The 16656-nt window shown below is 69.5% G+C and carries 14 protein-coding genes; 2 read left to right on the top strand and 12 right to left on the bottom strand.

What is annotated here, in order from left to right; genetic code table 11:
• Positions 1-50 precede the first annotated feature (50 nt).
• Both ASH02_RS21850 and ASH02_RS21845 read right to left on the bottom strand, forming a co-directional pair.
• A complete protein-coding gene (locus ASH02_RS21850) occupies positions 51-1568 on the bottom strand; it encodes a M1 family metallopeptidase (RefSeq protein WP_156409830.1) in 1518 nt (505 codons plus the stop codon).
• Between the two features lie 126 nt (positions 1569-1694).
• A complete protein-coding gene (locus tag ASH02_RS21845) occupies positions 1695-2198 on the bottom strand; it encodes a GNAT family N-acetyltransferase (protein ID WP_057295436.1) in 504 nt (167 codons plus the stop codon).
• 67 nt (positions 2199-2265) lie between these two features.
• Between ASH02_RS21845 and paaN the strand changes: the two genes are divergently transcribed.
• Positions 2266-3942 (top strand): phenylacetic acid degradation protein PaaN, encoded by a 1677-nt coding sequence (paaN, locus tag ASH02_RS21840; protein WP_057295435.1) that lies wholly within the window; start codon positions 2266-2268, stop codon positions 3940-3942.
• 291 nt (positions 3943-4233) lie between these two features.
• Here paaN and ASH02_RS21835 read toward each other — a convergent pair whose 3' ends face one another.
• Positions 4234-5157: an oxidoreductase gene (locus ASH02_RS21835; protein ID WP_082620976.1), complete on the bottom strand. Its 924-nt coding sequence runs from the start codon at positions 5155-5157 to the stop codon at positions 4234-4236.
• Entirely contained in the window at positions 5154-5960 is an 807-nt protein-coding gene (locus tag ASH02_RS21830; protein WP_056891563.1) for a maleylpyruvate isomerase N-terminal domain-containing protein, read from the bottom strand. The genes ASH02_RS21835 and ASH02_RS21830 overlap by 4 nt, the downstream gene beginning before the upstream one ends.
• A gap of 66 nt (positions 5961-6026) precedes the next feature.
• Between ASH02_RS21830 and ASH02_RS21825 the strand changes: the two genes are divergently transcribed.
• The gene (locus ASH02_RS21825; RefSeq protein ID WP_082620988.1) at positions 6027-7775 is read left to right on the top strand and encodes an NHL domain-containing thioredoxin family protein; all 1749 of its coding nucleotides are present in this window, start codon (positions 6027-6029) and stop codon (positions 7773-7775) included.
• A 146-nt stretch (positions 7776-7921) separates the two neighbouring features.
• On the opposite strand, the gene mnhG is transcribed toward ASH02_RS21825, so the two are convergent.
• The 8 genes from mnhG to ASH02_RS21785 form a co-directional block, all read right to left on the bottom strand.
• Positions 7922-8290: a monovalent cation/H(+) antiporter subunit G gene (gene mnhG / locus ASH02_RS21820; protein WP_056683334.1), complete on the bottom strand. Its 369-nt coding sequence runs from the start codon at positions 8288-8290 to the stop codon at positions 7922-7924.
• Complete coding sequence (locus tag ASH02_RS21815) at positions 8290-8568, bottom strand: monovalent cation/H+ antiporter complex subunit F (RefSeq protein WP_056683331.1); 279 nt, start codon at positions 8566-8568, stop codon at positions 8290-8292. Before ASH02_RS21815 ends, mnhG begins: the two co-directional genes overlap by 1 nt.
• Positions 8565-9107 carry a Na+/H+ antiporter subunit E gene (locus tag ASH02_RS21810; protein WP_082563869.1) on the bottom strand — a complete coding sequence of 181 codons (543 nt, stop codon included), beginning with the start codon at positions 9105-9107 and terminating at the stop codon, positions 8565-8567. The genes ASH02_RS21815 and ASH02_RS21810 overlap by 4 nt, the downstream gene beginning before the upstream one ends.
• Entirely contained in the window at positions 9104-10807 is a 1704-nt protein-coding gene (locus ASH02_RS21805) for a Na+/H+ antiporter subunit D (RefSeq protein WP_056683328.1), read from the bottom strand. Before ASH02_RS21805 ends, ASH02_RS21810 begins: the two co-directional genes overlap by 4 nt.
• Complete coding sequence (locus tag ASH02_RS21800) at positions 10804-11256, bottom strand: Na(+)/H(+) antiporter subunit C (protein ID WP_056683325.1); 453 nt, start codon at positions 11254-11256, stop codon at positions 10804-10806. Before ASH02_RS21800 ends, ASH02_RS21805 begins: the two co-directional genes overlap by 4 nt.
• Positions 11253-14111 (bottom strand): Na+/H+ antiporter subunit A, encoded by a 2859-nt coding sequence (locus ASH02_RS21795; RefSeq protein ID WP_056891561.1) that lies wholly within the window; start codon positions 14109-14111, stop codon positions 11253-11255. The genes ASH02_RS21800 and ASH02_RS21795 overlap by 4 nt, the downstream gene beginning before the upstream one ends.
• A gap of 143 nt (positions 14112-14254) precedes the next feature.
• On the bottom strand, positions 14255-14479 hold the full coding sequence (locus tag ASH02_RS21790) for a DUF6458 family protein (protein ID WP_082563868.1): 225 nt from the start codon (positions 14477-14479) through the stop codon (positions 14255-14257).
• A 143-nt stretch (positions 14480-14622) separates the two neighbouring features.
• Positions 14623-16518 (bottom strand): acyl-CoA dehydrogenase, encoded by a 1896-nt coding sequence (locus ASH02_RS21785; protein WP_056891560.1) that lies wholly within the window; start codon positions 16516-16518, stop codon positions 14623-14625.
• Positions 16519-16656: the final 138 nt, after the last annotated feature.

Raw genomic sequence — 16656 nt, 5'->3', positions numbered from 1 at the left:
GGAGACCGGCCGCCGTTCGCTGTCAGCGCAGTCGCTGTCAGCAGCGTGGATCAGCTGCGCTTCGGGGTCTTCGTGCCCATCAGCCAGGCGTCGAAGAAGTCGGTGAGCTCCTCGCCGGTCTCCTGCTCGACCCAGTCGAGGTACTGCTCGCGGGTGGGGTTGCCCTGCTCGTGGACGGTCGGCCACTTGCGGACCATCGCCCAGAACCGGTCGTCGCCGACCTTCTTGCGCAGCTCGTCCCACATCAGGGCGGGGCCGTAGTAGATGTTGCTCTCACCGAACGTGCGCGGGTCGTAGTTGCCGGGCGGGCCGGCGGTGGCGCGGTACTGCGTCTCGTACGTCGCCCAGTCGTCCATCACCTCGTCGATGGTGCGGCCGGTCTGCTCGGCCTCGAAGACGCCCTGGATGTACATCGCCATGCCCTCGTTGATCCACACGTCCTTCCAGTCGCTGGGCGAGGTGATGTCGCCGTACCACTGGTGCGCGATCTCGTGGACGACCACTTCGGGCGAGAGCGTGTAGTCGCTGTTGCCGTAGGTGATCATCTGCTGGGTCTCCATCGCACTCTCGGAGTCGACGACCACCGAGCCGAGCGAGGTGAACGGGAACGGCCCGAGCTTCTTCTCGAGGAAGTCGACGGCCTCGCGGGTGTAGCGCATCGCCTTCAGTGCGCGGTCGTCGCCGACCTCGGTCCAGTAGGTCAGCGGCACTCCGCTGGCCGACTTGTCCTCGGTCTTCTGGTACTCCCCGATCGCCAGGGTCACGAGGTAGGACGACGCGGCGCTGTCGAGGTGCCACGTGCTCACGGTGTTGCCGTCGACCTCCTTCTGGGAGGTCAGCGTGCCGTTGGCGATGCCCATGCGCGGGGCGGGGGTGGTGATGGTGAAGTCGTAGAACGCCTTGTCGGCGGGCTGGTCGTTGACCGGGTACCACGTGTAGGCGCCGTACGGCTCCTGCATCGTCCACACGTCGCCGTCGTCGGTGATGGTGAAGCCGGTCGTGGAGAAGTCGCTGCGCGTCGTCGGTGCGTCGGCAGGAACCGGCGTGCCGTCGTACTCGACGACGAGGAGGTACTTCTGGCCCTTCGTCACCGGGGCCTTGACGACCAGGTCCTTGCCCGGGTGGGAGACATCGACATCCGTGCCGTCGAGCGTGGCTGCGGTGACCTCGAGCCCCTCACCGAAGTCGAGCTGGAACTCCTGCTGGGTGGCCGTCGCCCGGAACGCGACCTCGGCCTTGCCGGTCAGCTTCTTGCCCTCGGGGTCCCAGGTCAGGTCGAGGCCGTAGTGGAGCGAGTCGACGATCGGGTCGCCGACGTTGGGGTAGAGGCTGTCCTCGACGGTCCTGCTCTCGGCCGCCTTGAACGCAGGGTCCTCGGGGTCGGTGTCGGAGCCCGGGTCCGGGTCGTCGGTGTCGTCCGTGGTCGATCCGCCGGAGGGGCTGGCGGCCTTGCCGGCCGACGCCTCGCTGTCCCCCTCGCCTCCGATGAGGCCCAGGGCGAGCACCGCCACCAGTGCCACCACGGCAGCCGCCACGACCGCGGTGACCGCAATCCACTTGGTCTTCACGAAGATCCCCTTCATCAGCGCCGCCCAACGCGACGGCGCCCCTCTACCCGCAATGACCGGGCTTCAACCGCGGAGTGCGGCGGGAGTGATGGGACGAGTCTGCCCCATCATCGGGTTCCCGCGCCGCTACTTTCCGCTCCGTGGTTGGGGCCGGGCGGCCAGCTCGAGCGCCATCAGCGCCACCACGTGCGCCCTGCCCAGGCGGTGCACCTCGTCGTAGCCGCGACGCCGGTGGAAGTCGAGGGAGGGTCGGTTCGGCGGGTCGATGTTGACCTCCAGCACCATCCGGTCGTACGCCGCCGCGACGCGCTCGAGCTCCTCGTAGACCCGCCTGCCCAGGCCGAGGCGGCGGAAGCGCTGGTCGAGCACGATCCGATCGAGGTAGTAGAACGTGTCGTAGTGCCCGGTGAACCACAGGTAGTTCTCCGAGTCGTACGACGACCGCGGGGCGAAGGTCATCACGAAGCCGGCGGGTTCTCCGTCGTGCTCGATGATGTCGGCGCGGTCGGCCCAGCCGAGAAGCGTGTCGAGGCGGGTCTGGTCCATCGGCGAGAGCACCTCGACGTTGCGGTGGTTGAGGTCCAGGACGAACGCGTGGTCGCCGGGACTGATCGGACGCAGGAGGGGCATGGGCGGCAGGCTACTGGCCACCAGTGCCTGAGTTGGCGGTCTTACACTCGTGTGCCACAGTGGCGGGATGGTGTCACAGACTGAGTTCTTCGCCCGCCACTCCGAGCGCCTCGACCAGGCCAAGGCGGCATGCGTGAGCCGGGGCTACTACTCCGCGTTCAACGAGTCGCCCTCGCCCAAGGTCTACGGCGAGAACGCCGCCGCCGAGGGCAAGGCCGCCTTCGACGCGTGGCTCGGCACGGACTTCCCGCTGACCACACCCGGTGCGGAGGGAACGGTGGCGACCGAGCGGTCGCCGTACGGCTTCGACCTGGGCGTGAGCTACCCGCGCGCCCACGACGTCGAGGCACTGCTCGCGTCGGCTGCGGCCGGCATGAAGGCCTGGCGCGACGCCGGCCCCGACGCCCGCACCGGTGTCTGCCTCGAGATCCTCGACCGGCTGCACGCGCGCGTCTTCGAGCTGGCCAACGCGGTGCAGCACACCAGCGGCCAGGCGTTCGTGATGGCCTTCCAGGCCGGTGGCGCACATGCCCTCGACCGTGCCCTCGAGGCGATCGCCTACGCGCACGCCGAGATGACCCGCACCCCGGCGACGGCGCTGTGGGAGAAGCCTGGTCGCGGCGAGCCGCTGCGCATGGAGAAGACCTTCACCGTCGTGCCCCGCGGCGTGGCCCTGGTGATCGGCTGCAACACCTTCCCGACGTGGAATTCCTGGCCCGGGCTCTTCGCGTCGCTGGTCACGGGCAACCCGGTCGTGGTCAAGCCGCACCCGCAGGCCGTGCTGCCGCTGGCGATCACCGTGCAGGTCTGCCGGGAGGTGCTCGCCGAGGCCGGCTTCGACGCCAATCTCGTCACCCTCGCCGCCGAGGACCCGGCCGACAAGCTCGCCTCCAACCTCGCCCTGCACCACGCGGTGAGGCTCATCGACTTCACCGGCGGCAACGCGTTCGGCGACTGGCTCGAGCTCAACGCCCGCCAGGCCACGGTCTTCACCGAGAAGGCCGGCGTCAACACGATCGTGGTCGACTCGACGTCGAGCTTCGGCGCGATGTGCGCGAACCTGGCGTTCTCGTTCGCCCTCTACTCCGGCCAGATGTGCACCGCCCCGCAGAACATCTACCTGCCCTCGGCCGGCATCGCGACCGACGAGGGCACCAAGAGTCCGGCCGAGGTGTCCGCCGGCATCGAGGCTGCCCTGGGCAAGCTGCTCGGCGACGATGCGCGCGCGGTCGAGCTGCTCGGTGGCGTGGTCAACCCCGGCGTGCTCGAGCGCCTGGCCGGCGCGGGCTCCGGTGAGCGTGGTGACGTGCTGGTCGCGTCCCGCGAGGTCACCCACCCGGCGTACGCCGACGCGACGGTGCGCACGCCCACGCTGGTCGGGTTGAGCGCCAACGACTCCGACGTCTACGAGAGCGAGTGCTTCGGGCCGGTCGCCTACCTGATCTCGACCGCCGACACCGCCCAGTCGATCGACCTGTTCCGCGACACGGTGCAGCGTCACGGCGCGATGACCGCGGCGGTCTACTCGACCGACGATGGCGTCATCGCGTCGATGCGCGACGCTGCACTGGATGCCGGAGTGGCGCTGAGCGAGAACCTGCTCGGCGGTGTCTTCGTCAACCAGTCGGCCGCGTTCTCCGACTTCCACGGCACCGGCGCCAACCCGGCCGCGAACGCGTCCTACACGGATGGGGCGTACGTCGCCTCGCGCTTCCGGATCGTGCAGTCCCGCCGCCACGTCTAGGAGGCTGCTGAATTCGGGACGAGCCTCCGGGGCGACGCACCTCCGGCGGCGCCCACCGCGAGAGATGCAGTTTGGACCCGTACACGGCTCCGTCAGAGCCAAACTGCGTCTCTCGGCGCCTGTTCGCGACGGCCGCGACCACCGAGGGCCGCCCCGGAGCGCGAGGCGGCCCGAGGCATCGGGCACCTTGGCGAGCACTCGGCGCTCCGGCCCGATCGGACCGAGTAGGCCGCACACTAGGTCCGATCGGACCGAGTAGGCGGGGCATTGACCCCAATTGGGCCGCACTATCTAGAAGGGGTAGGTGAGGCCCACGGTCTTCTCCGAGATCTCCCAGAGTCGGCGCTGGTTCTCCTCGTCGCGGGAGAGCCGGTTGGAGCCGACGACCCGCGGCAGGCCACGCATCTGGCGCAGGCCGCCGGGTCCGCAGTAGGTGCCGCCGGGAAGGTCGTCGGTGGTCGCCATCAGCGTGGGCAGGGCACCCATCTCCGCGGACTGGGCGCCGGCCTTCATCGCGGCGTCCAGGATGCTGGTCAACCCGCCGGATCCCTTCAGCGTCTGGCCGTAGGACAACAGGTGGGTCGCGGCGTACCCGGGGTGCGCGGCCAGGCCTCGCACCGGGATGCCGGCTGCCCGGGCACGACGGTCGAACTCGTAGGTGAAGAGCAGGTTCGCCAGCTTTGACTGCGAGTAGACCACCCAGCGCCTGTACCTGACCTGCGGCTCGCGAGGGTCCCACAACGGCGCCACCTTGGTCAGGTGGTGCGCGTTGGAGGCCACGCTGACCACGCGACCGTCGCCCGAGGCGATCAGCTGGGGCAGCAGCAGGCCGGTCATCAGGAACGGGCCGAAGTGGTTGGTGCCCATCTGCAGGTCGAGGCCGTCGACGGTACGGCGCTCGGGCGTGGCCATCACGCCGGCGTTGTGCACGAGCACGTCGAGTGCACCGAACCGCTCGGCCTCGGCGGCGGCCCGGCGTAGGGACTCCAGTGACGAGAGGTCGACGACCAGCTCCTCGAACGCGGCCTCGGGCAGTTCCTCGAGCAGCGCGGCACGCGTGGCAGCCAGCTTGTCGGCGGACCGGGCGGCCAGGACCACGCGGGCGCCGCGTCGGGCGAGCTCGCGGGCGGTGTGGGTGCCGAGCCCACTGGTGACACCGGTGACCAGGATCGTGCGGCCTGCCTGGTCGGGCATCTGCGACAGGTCCCAGCTCACGGTGTGGTCCGGAACGCGTCGACCACGGCCTGGCCGAGGGCGGCGTCGCCGTGCAGCTCGATGCCCTCGGGAGTGCGACGGCCGCCGGCCATCACGATGAACGCCTCGCGGCCCATGGTGATCCGGGACGTCGGGTTCCACGGCACGTCGACCACGGAGGCCCGGCCGTCGTCACCGACGGACACGGCCTTCTCCTCGCTGCCGGCCACGTCGATCACGACCGTCGTGCCGGTCGCCGGGGCCACCCGCTTGCCGACGATGATCGGCAGCGCCTCGAGCATGTAGTCGGTGGTGTGACGCGCTGGTGAGGTGTCCATGTCGCCGGGGCGACCGGTGGCCCGGCGGACGTCCTGCTCGTGCATCCACACGTCTAGTGGCCGGTTGCGCAACAGGGTGTTCCAGTCCCACGGGACGCCGCCGAAGACCAGTGACGGCTTGGCCTTGCCGTCGGTCGGCGGGTCCGCGAGCAGCTCGGTGCGGCGTTTCGTCGTGGACTGGCGGATCTCGTCGATCAGCGCGTCGGGCGTGCGGTCGCGCCGGGCCACGACGCCCTGTTCGGTGTAGAGCCCCATCAGCCCGGTGACGTGCTCGGGCTCGCCGATGTCGATGGTCTCCTCGGGGGCACCGGCCAGGATCGCCTCGAGGTGGGCGGTGTGCGCGGCGACGTCCTGGACGTTCCAGCCGGGCAGGTCGGTCGCCTGCTTCCAGTCGACCTCGTCGAGTTCCTCCAACAGGGTGGTGAAGTCGCCGATCGCCTGCCACCAGGCCTCGACGTATCCGGCAAGTCGCTGCTCGTCAGTCATGGGGCCGAGCCTATCGGCGGCACCCGACGGCGTCCGGCCTCTGAGCCGCTTGTCACAATGGGCGGCATGGGAAGCCGTCCGTGCGTCCGCGCCCCCGAGCTCCGGGGCCGCGGCTGGTTGAACACCGATGGACCGCTGACCCTGCGCGACCTGCGCGGCCGCATCGTCCTGCTCGACTTCTGGACCTTCTGCTGCATCAACTGCCTGCACGTCCTCGACGAGCTGCGCGAGGTCGAGGAGGAGTTCGCCGACGAGCTGGTGATCATCGGGGTGCACTCGCCGAAGTTCGCACACGAGGCAGATCCCGACGCTCTCGCGGCCGCGGTCGAGCGGTACGCCGTGGCGCACCCGGTGCTCGACGACCCCGAGCTGGTCACCTGGCAGGCCTACACCGCCCGGGCCTGGCCGACGCTCGTGCTCATCGACCCCGAGGGCTACGTCGTCGCGCACTACGCCGGCGAGGGCCATGCGCATGCGATCTCCGCGATGGTCCGTGAGCTCGTCGAGACGCACGGTGGGAAGGGCACGTTGCAGCCGGGCGACTCGCCGTACGTCCCGCCGGAGCCGGAGCAGACCGACCTCCGCTTCCCGGCCAGGGCGATCGCGCTGCCCGACGGCCACCTCCTCGTCGCGGACGCGGGCCACCACCAGGTCGTCGAGCTCGACGGCGAGGTGGTCGTACGCCGCTTCGACGGCTTCCGCGAGCCCAACGGGCTGTGCCTCCTGCCCGACGACGTGGCCGCCGAGGTCGGCTACGACGTGGTGGTCGCCGACACCGTGAACCACCGGCTGGCCGGCCTCACCCTTGCCACCGGCGAGGTCCGCACGCTGGCCGGCGACGGCACCCAGGCCATGCAGGGCGACGGCGTCGAGCGGCTCTCCAGCCCGTGGGACGTCGCCTGGTGGCAGGGCAACGTCTGGGTGGCGATGGCCGGCATCCACCAGCTCTGGACCTTCGACCCGCGCACCGGTGACGTCGCGGTCGCCGCAGGTACGACGAACGAAGGCCTGCTCGACGGACCACTCGAGGATGCCTGGTTCGCGCAGACCAGCGGACTGGCGGCCGACGGCGAGCGACTCTGGCTCGCGGACGCCGAGACCTCGTCACTGCGGTACGTCGACGCGGGGGAGGTGCACACCGCCATCGGCCACGGCCTCTTCGACTTCGGCTTCAAGGACGGCGGGCGCGACGACGCACGACTCCAGCACCCACTGGGCGTCGCCGTACTCCCCGACGGCACGATCGGCGTCTGCGACACCTACAACGGCGCGCTGCGCCGTTTCGACCCGGCCACGGGTCAGTTGACCACGATCGCCACCGGGCTCGGCGAGCCGTCGGGCCTGCTGGTCGACGGAGACACGGCGTACGTCGTCGAGTCGGCCGCGCACCGCGTCGTCGAGGTGTCACTGGAGTCGACCGGCGCCGACACGGGCTTCGAGGCCCGCACCCAGCGGCCGGTCACCGAGATCGGCGCGACGGTCGAGCTGCGCGTCCCGTTCACGCCGCCGCCCGGGCAGAAGGTCGACGACCGGTTCGGCCCGTCCAGTCAGCTGATCGTGACCGCGACGCCGCCGTCCCTGATCCGTGGCGGCGACGGACGCACCACCGATCTCGTGCGCACCCTCGAGCTCGACCCCATGGTGGGTGAGGGGGTCCTGCACGTGGCCGCGCGTGCCGCGTCCTGCGACGCCGACGGTGGCGAGGGTGCGGCCTGCCACATGCACCAGCAGGACTGGGGTGTGCCGGTCCGGATCACGCCCGACGGCGAGGCCGACCTGGTGCTCCCCCTTGGCGCGCGAGCCGTGGATTCTTGATGCGCGAACACCGCATTCTTGATGCGCGAACACCGCATTCTTGATGCGCGAACACCGCATCGTTGATGCGCGAGCCGTGGATTCTTGATCCCCGAGACCGCAAGAACCCACGGTTCGGACGTCAAGAGGACGCGGTTGGCGACAGATCAGGGGGCGCCGCGGGGCTCGTCCATATGGGGCAGGCAGTCGCTGAGCTCGTCGACGATCAGACGGTCGACCTCGACCTGTCCGGCACGGAACGAGGCCCGACCGACCATGTGGTTGGCCACCGGTGAGGTGACCAGCTGGAAGAGCGCGACCAGCACGAGGATCCCGATCGCCTCGGGGTCACGGAGCCGGAAGCCGAGGCCGGTGAGCACCAGCAGCAGCCCGAGCACCTGCGGCTTGGTGGCGGCGTGCATCCGGCTCAGGAGATCGGGCAGGCGGAGCACACCGATGGCCGCGATCAGCGCGAGCGTCGCGCCGCTCAGCATGCAGGCGGCGGCGATGACGTCGGCGACGGTGGTCCAGCTCATCAGGGATCCTCCGCATCGATGTCGTCACTGCCACGGCTGAACCTGGCGATGCTCACCGATCCGACGAAGCCCAACAGGGTCAGCACCAACAGGATCGGCAGTGTCGTGGTGTTGCGGTTCAGGGCTGCCTCCAGCGCGAGGGCGCAGATGCCGACCGCGGTGAGCACGTCGAGGGCGACGGTCCGGTCGAGCATCGTCGGGCCCATCGTCATGCGGGCCAGCAGCAGGAGGGAGGCCAGGCCGAGCATGCCGGCGCAGATGTAGAGGACGACGGTCATGCGGGTGCCTCCTCGAGGTGGTCGATGCGGGTCCCGAACGCCTTGACCACACGGCGTTCCTGGGCGAGGACCCGCTGCCGGAAGACCTCGACTCCCGCCTCGTCGCGGACGTCGAAGGCGTGGAAGAAGAGCGTGTGGGTCGAGCGCCGGGCCTCGACCGCGAGGCTTCCCGGGATCAGGCAGATCATCTCGGCCACCACCGTCAGCACGAAGTCGGAGGGCGTCTTCAGGTTCACCTCGACGACGGCGTTGCGCAGGTTCTTCGTCGGGCCGAGGGTCGCCCTGGCCACGAGCAGGCTGGAGACGACGACGTCCCAGAGGAAGCGGAGCACCAGCCATGCCAGGGGGAGCGGTCGCACCCGCAGGTGCATCCGCAACGGGGGCAGTGGGAAGAAGAGGCAGACCGCGAGCGCGACGACGAAGCCGAATGCCGCATTCCCGAGGCTGAAGTCGCGCCACAGCATCAGCCAGACCAGGGTCAGCCACAGCAGTACCGGCACCTGCAGGGTGCGGTGGCGGGGCATGCGGGTCGGGCTCATCTGTCGTCCCCCAGCACCGACGAGATGTACGGCGTACGCTCCTGCAGGTCGTGCGCGGCACGGTCGGTGTAGCCGTAGAGCGGTCCGGCGACGACTGTCAGGGCCAGGCTGAACGCGATCAGCGCCGCGGTCGGCAGCACCATGCCCAGCGGCAGACGCGCCGGCAGCGAGCCGTCCTCGAGTCGCTGGTGCAGGTCACGGTCGGGCTGGTCCTCGTCGACCACCCGGCGGGCCTCGGCGAGCTCCTGGGTGCCGAACGCGGTGCCACCGACGTGCACGTGCTGGCGGTGGATCACGAAGCCGTGCTGGTGGTGGCTGTCGTCGAGGTCGTCCTCGAGACCGGGCAGGGCGCGCATCATCTCGTGCGCCTGCTCGGGCGTGCGCCAGAAGGCCAGGCCCCACGTCTTCGCGACGGCGTACAAGGTCAACAGGCTGGTCACCACACCCGCCGCGACCAGGGCGTAGGAGAGCGGAGTCCCGACGGCCAGGCCCGCCTGCAGCAGGCCGACCTTGCCGATGAATCCCGACATCGGCGGGATCCCGGCCAGGTTCATCGCCGGGACGAAGAAGAGGACCGCCAGCAGCGGTGACAACCGGGCCAGGCCGCCCATCCGCATCAGGCCGGTGCTCCCGGCTCGGTGCTCGATCAGGCCCACGACGAGGAAGAGCGCGGTCTGGATGGTGATGTGGTGGGCGACGTAGAAGATCGCCCCGGAGGTGCCGGCCTGGGTCGCGAGCCCGATCCCGAAGACCATGTAGCCGATGTGACTGACCAGGGTGAAGGAGAGCATGCGCTTGATGTCGGACTGGGCGACGGCGCCGAGGATGCCGATGACCATGGTCAGCAGCGCGGCCCACATCAGCAGCCCGGAGAGCGGCGAGTCGGGGAAGAGCAGCACCTGGACGCGCAGGATCGCGTAGACGCCGACCTTGGTCAGCAATCCGGCGAACACCGCGGTGACCGGTGCCGGGGCGGTCGGGTAGCTGTCGGGGAGCCAGAACGACAGCGGGAAGATGGCCGCCTTGATCGCGAAGGTGGTGAGCAGCAGCAGCTGCAGCATCAGCCTGGTGCCGTCGGGAACCTCGTCCAGGCGCACGGCCAGCTGGGCGAAGTTGAGGCTGCCGGTCGCGGCGTAGACCGCGGCGAGCGCGATCAGGAACAGGCTCGAGGAGAGCATGTTCACCACGACGTAGATCGTGCCGGCCCGGATGCGCGCCTCGGTGCCGCCCAGGGTCAGCAGCACGTAGCTCGCGAAGAGCAGCATCTCGAAGGACACGAACAGGTTGAACAGGTCACCGGCGAGGAACGCGTTGGAGACTCCGGCGACCAGCACCAGGAACGTCGGGTGGTAGATCGAGACCGGCGCCTCCTTCTGGTCGTCGGTCATCCGCTGGCCGAGGGAGTAGAGCAGGACCAGCAGGGTGACGACCGCGGAGACCAGCAGCATCAGTGCCGACAGCCGGTCGGCGACCAGCGCGATCCCGAGCGGGGAGGCCCAGCCGCCGATCCACAGCACCTGCGGGCCGTTGCGGTCGGCCTCCACGACGAGGATCGAGGCGATCGCGACGACGCTCGTGAGGATCGAGATGGTCACCAACCGCTGCGCCTGGGGCCGGTGGGAGAGCATCAAGGTGAGGCCGGCCCCGAGCAGGGGGAGTACGACGGGCAGCGGGATGAGGGTGGTCGTGTCGACGCTCATGTGGTTGCTCCCTCTTCCTCGAACGTGTCCTCACCGGGGTCGTCCGTGGTGAGCTCCTGGGAGAGGTCGTGGCTGTCGGAGGCCTCGTCGGCCTGGGCGAGCAACCGGATCGCGGCATCCTCGACGTCGTCCTGCACGTCGTCGTGGCCGTTGAGCTGCCAGCTGCGGTGAGCCATCGCGAGCAGGAACGCGGTGGTGCCGAGCGCGATCACGATCGCAGTGAGGACGAGGGCCTGCGGGAGTGGGTCACTCATGTCCTCGGCGTGCGCGGAGCCGATGATGGGCGGCTCGCCGGCGGGGCCGGAGGCGACCATGAAGAGCAGGTTCACGCCGTTGCCGAGCATCAGCAGGCCGACCAGGACCCGGGTCAGGCTGCGCTCCAGGATGAGGTAGACGCCTGTGCCGCAGAGGAACGATGCGGTCAGGATCAGGGTCAGGTTCGCGTTCACAGGCGGACACCTCCGGCGGCCGCGCTCTCTGCCGCGCGCTCCTCGCTGAGGATCTGGCGGTCGAGCCGGGAGCCGAACGTGCGCAGCAGGTCGAGGATCAGGCCGACGACGACCAGGTAGACGCCGAGGTCGAAGAAGACCGACGTGACCAGGTGCGGGTCGCCGAGCGGGCCGAGGTGGAAGTCGATCTGGGCGCTCTGGAGGACGACCCCACCGAAGGCGATCGGGGCCAGCGCCGCGGCGGTCGCGACGAACAGGCCGGTCCCCATCAGGATGCCCGCGTCGACGGGTGCGGCTTCGTCCAGCTCGTAGCGGCCCCCGGCGAGGTAGCGCACCATCAGCGCCAGCCCGGTGACCATGCCGGCCGCGAAGCCGCCGCCGACGTGGTTGTGGCCGGCGAAGAGCAGGTAGATCGAGAGCACCACCATCGTGTGGAACATCAGTCGGGTGACCACCTCGAAGATGATCGAGCGACGGTCCGGGCTCAGCGTGCGGGGCCCGGGCAGCCACACGCGGCGACCAGGTGACGTGGGCAGCTTCTCCACCGTCTCGGGATAGGGGATCTCGCGCACCCGGCGGATGCCCGAGAGGCGCGTGTCGAGGAAGATCAGGCTCGCCACGCCGGTCGCGGCTGCGACCAGCACCGAGATCTCGCCCATGGTGTCCCAGGCCCGGATGTCGAGCAGGATCACGCTCACGATGTTGTGGCCGCCGCCGTACGCCAGGGCGGGCTCGGGGTAGTCGACCGAGACCGGGTCGCCGCTGCGGGCGTTGGTGGCCAGCAGCATGAAGCCGGCCACGGCCAGCCCCACGGCCAGGCCGAGCAGCATCCGGAGCCAGCGCCGTCCGCTCAACGGCCGGTCGGTGAAGTACTCGGGAAGACGGCGCAGCACCAGCACGAAGACGACGAGACTGGTGGTCTCGACGAGGATCTGGGTCAGGGCCAGGTCGGGGGCGCCGTGGAGCAGGAAGAGCATGGCGGTGCCGTAGCCGGTGGTGCCGACCAGGATCACCGCGCGGAGCCGGCGCCGCGAGCGGGCGGTGAAGATCGCCGCGACCACGACCAGGGCACCGACCACGCCCTGGGCCGGGGAGTCCCACAGCACGACGTCGAGGTCGTCGGTCAGGTTGATCACCATCACCGCCCCGGGGAGTGCCAGGACGACGAGCAGGATGAACGCGAGGTACGCCGCCACGGAGCCGCGCTGGGTCAGACCGGTGACCTCGACCGCACTGCGGTCCACGGCCCTCATGCCGGCGCGGTAGACCCGTTCGGCACTCCAGGTCGAGGCAGTGAGTGCCTGCAGCTGGGCGAAGAGTCGGCGCTTCCAGAACAGGAGGAGCCCGACGCCCACGGCGACGGCGGAGAGGAGCAGGGGGAGCTCGAGCCCGTGCCAGAGGGCGAGCTCTGCGTGGTGGTGCGTCTCGGGGAACTGGTCGAGGTGGGGCTCGAAGGCGTGCGTCAGGCCCGGCCCGAGGAAACCGAGGGCCAGGGTGAGCGCCGCCAGGATCACCGGGGACGCCGCGAAACCGGCAGCGACTGGCTCGACAGAGGTCTCCGCGACCCCGGGCTTGGTGCCGAAGGCGCCCCACATGAACCGCAGGCTGTAGGCCATCGTCAGCACGGATCCGAGGACGACCCCGGCGACCACGGCCGCGTTGGTGTCCTCGACCAGCGCGCCGAAGACGCTCTCCTTGCCGACGAAGCCGAGCAGGGGCGGCAGCCCGGCCATCGAGGCCGCGGCCACGGTGGCGGCCGCGAAAACGACCGGCATCTTCCGGGCGACCCCGGAGAGCTCACGCAGGTCGCGGCTCCCGGCGTTGTGGTCGATGATGCCGACCACGAGGAACAGGGTGGCCTTGAAGAGGGCGTGGGCCAGCAGCATGGCGAGGCCGGCCAGCGCGGTGTTGCGGGTGCCGACACTGAAGATCACCAGGAGGAAGCCGAGCTGGCTGACCGTGCCGTAGGCGAGCAGCAGCTTGACGTCGTACTGCCGCAGCGCCCGCCATCCGCCCAGCAGCATGGTGAGCACGCCGAGGGTGAGCACCGTGGCCCGCCACCCGGGTACGTCGGCGAACCCGGGGGCCAGCAGCGCGACCAGGAAGACGCCGGCCTTCACCATCGACGCGGCGTGGAGGTAGGCGCTGACCGGCGTGGGAGCCGCCATGGCGCCCGGAAGCCAGAAGTGGAACGGGATCAGCGCGGACTTGCTCAGTGCCCCGACGAGAATGAGGACGACCGCCACCGTGGCCACCGTGCCGTCCGGGGGGTGTGACACCAGCTCGCTTGCCCGGTGGGTGCCCGACAGTTGGCCCAGCATCAGGATGCCGACCAGCATTGCCAGTCCGCCGAGGGTGGTGACGATCAGGGCCTGCATGGCGGCCAGTCGACTCGCGCGCCTGGCCGGGTCGTTGCCGATCAGCAGGTAGGAGAAGACCGTGGTCAGCTCCCAGAAGACGTAGAGGAGCAGGAGGTCGTCGGAGAGGACCAGGCCGAGCATCGCACCGGCGAAGGCGACGAAGACGCCGCTGAACTGGCCCAGGGACGGGTCGTCGTCCTCGAAGTACCACGCGCAGTAGGCCAGCACCAGCACGCCGATGCCACTGACGATCAGCGTCATCAGCCACTGCAGGACGCCCAGGTTCAGGGCGATGTCGAAGTGGAGACTCGGGAGCCACTCGACGTCCTGGGTCAGCGTCTCGCCGTCGGTGACCCGTGCGGTCAGCGAGAGCGCCCAGACGAAGGTGATCAGCGGGACGACGGCGACGACCAGGAACGTACGGCGACCCAGCAGCCGCACCAGGGCAGGGCACAGCGCGGCCAGTGCGAAATGGGCGGCGACGAGCGCGAGCAAGCGAGGGCCTCACTGAGGGGGTCCGGGTTGCCCCCATGGTAGTTGCCCGGGACCCGCTCGCCGCATTGGTTCCTGACCCCATCTCTTGCGAGCCTGGACACGGCGCTCGCCGTCGAAGGCCGTACGCCGCTGAGCGGTGCGGATCACACCTGCGGCGGCGGACGACGGTCGTCGACCACGTGCGTGGTGCGCGAGCGCTGCGCGTTCATCACCAGGGCCAGCACGATCGCGAGGACTCCCACCGCGACGAGGATCCAGCCGAGAGTCTCGCTGGCCACCACGTCGTCGATGCTGGCCGGCAGGTCGATGGCGCCGAGGGCGAACACCAACCCGATCACCAGCAGGACGATTCCGAGTCCGATACCCATGAGTTGCTCCCTTGCTCGACGTACGTATCCGTACCCCCATTGCGCGGAAGCAGCCCCACCGGACGCAGAGCAGGGCCGCAGCGAACGGATTCGCTGCGGCCCTGTCTCGTGCGGTCAGGCTGTTCGTGCGGTCAAGCAGTGCCTCAGAAGGCGGCCTCGTCGAGGTCCATCAGCGACAGGTCCACGCTCTCGGAGAGCACGCGCTCGGCGGAGAGCTTCGGCAGGTTGTTCTGCGCGAAGAACTGGGCTGCGGCGACCTTGCCGGTGTAGAACTGGCGGTCCTTCTCCGACACGTCGCCGGCGAGCTTGCCGAGGGCCACCTCGGCACCCTTGAGCAGGAGCCAGCCGCAGACCACGTCGCCCAGCGCCATCAGCAGGCGGCTGGTGTTCAAGCCGACCTTGTAGATGTTGCGCAGGTCGCCGCCCTCGGCCGATGCGTCGGCCGACATCAGGTCGTTGATCATCGTGCCGACCATGGCGTTGGCGTCCTCGAGGGCCTTGGCGAGCAGCTCGCGCTCGACCTTGAGACGGCCGTCGGCGTCACCCTCGGCGTTCTTGATGAACGACTCGATCTCGGCGGCCAGGTGGCCCAGCGCGCGGCCCTGGTCCTTGACGATCTTCCGGAAGAAGAAGTCCTGGCCCTGGATCGCGGTGGTGCCCTCGTAGAGCGTGTCGATCTTGGCGTCACGAACGTACTGCTCGATCGGGTACTCCTGGAGGAAGCCCGAGCCACCGAAGGTCTGCAGCGACTCGGTGCCCAGCAGCACCCACGAGCGCTCGGAGCCGTAGCCCTTGACGATCGGGAGCAGCAGGTCGTTGACCGCGGCAGCCAGCTTGGCCTCCTTGGAGTCGGCCTCACCGTTTGCCTCGGCGATCATCACCTTGTCCTGGTAGGACGCGGTGTAGAGCACCAGCGCGCGCATGGCCTCGGCGAACGCCTTCTGGGTCATCAGCGACCGGCGTACGTCGGGGTGGTGGGTGATCGTGACCCGCGGGGCGGTCTTGTCGGCCGCCTGGCTCAGGTCGGCACCCTGGACGCGCTCCTTGGCGTACTCGAGCGCGTTGAGGTAGCCGGTCGACAACGTCGCGATGGCCTTGGTGCCGACCATCATGCGGGCGTTCTCGATGACCTGGAACATCTGGGCGATGCCGTTGTGCACCTCACCGAGCAGCCAGCCCTGGGCGGCCTCGCCGCCACCGACCTGCGGGTCGCCGAAGGTGAGCTCGCAGGTGTTGGACACCTTGATGCCCATCTTGTGCTCGACGTTGGTGACGTAGGCGCCGTTGCGCTCGCCGGTCAGCTCGCCGGTCTCGTGGTCGAAGTGGAACTTCGGGACGAGGAAGAGCGAGAGGCCCTTGGTGCCCGGTCCGCCGACACCCTCGACGCCCTCGGGGCGGGCGAGGACGAGGTGCATGATGTTCTCGGTCATGTCGTTCTCGGCCGAGGTGATGAAGCGCTTGACGCCGGTGATGTTCCACGAGCCGTCGTCGTTCAGCGTGGCCTTGCTGCGGCCGGCGCCCACGTCGGAGCCCGCGTCCGGCTCGGTCAGCACCATCGTGGTGATCCACTGGCGGTCGACGATGTGCTGGGCGATCTTCTTGTCACGCTCGTTGCCGTTGTTGAACACCACGCCGGCGAAGGCCGGGCCGGCGCCGTACATCCAGATCGGGGCGTTCGCGCCGAGCACCATCTCGCCGATCGCCCAGTTCAGGGTCGACGGGGCGGGGGTTCCGCCGAGCTCGGCGGGGATGCTCAGGCGCCAGTACTCGGCGTCGGCCCAGGCCTGGTAGCTCTTCTTGAACGACTCGGGGATCGGTGCCGTGTTGGTCTTGGGGTCGAAGACCGGCGGGTTCCGGTCGCTGTCGACGTACGACGCGGCGAGCTCCTCGCGGGAGAGGCGCTCGACTTCGGAGAGGATCGCCCGCGCGGTCTCGGAGTCGACATCGGCGAACGGACCCTGGCCCAGGATCTCGTCTCGGCCGAGGACCTCGAAGAGGTTGAACTCGATGTCGCGGAGGTTGCTCTTGTAGTGGCTCACTGACCCACCTTTTCCATGTGAAGGGAAGCGACGAGGCTGATCTTCTACTCGTCAGTAACTTAATTATGGATTGCGATCCGCCCGGATGCAAGGCGAGACCCGTCACGTCACCTGGAGGATGGTCGAGTTCTTCGCTCA

The organism is Nocardioides sp. Soil796, from assembly GCF_001429525.1.
Taxonomy (GTDB): domain Bacteria; phylum Actinomycetota; class Actinomycetes; order Propionibacteriales; family Nocardioidaceae; genus Nocardioides.
Note: the sequence above shows the minus strand (reverse complement) of the source record. Positions and strands in the feature narration are given on the sequence as shown.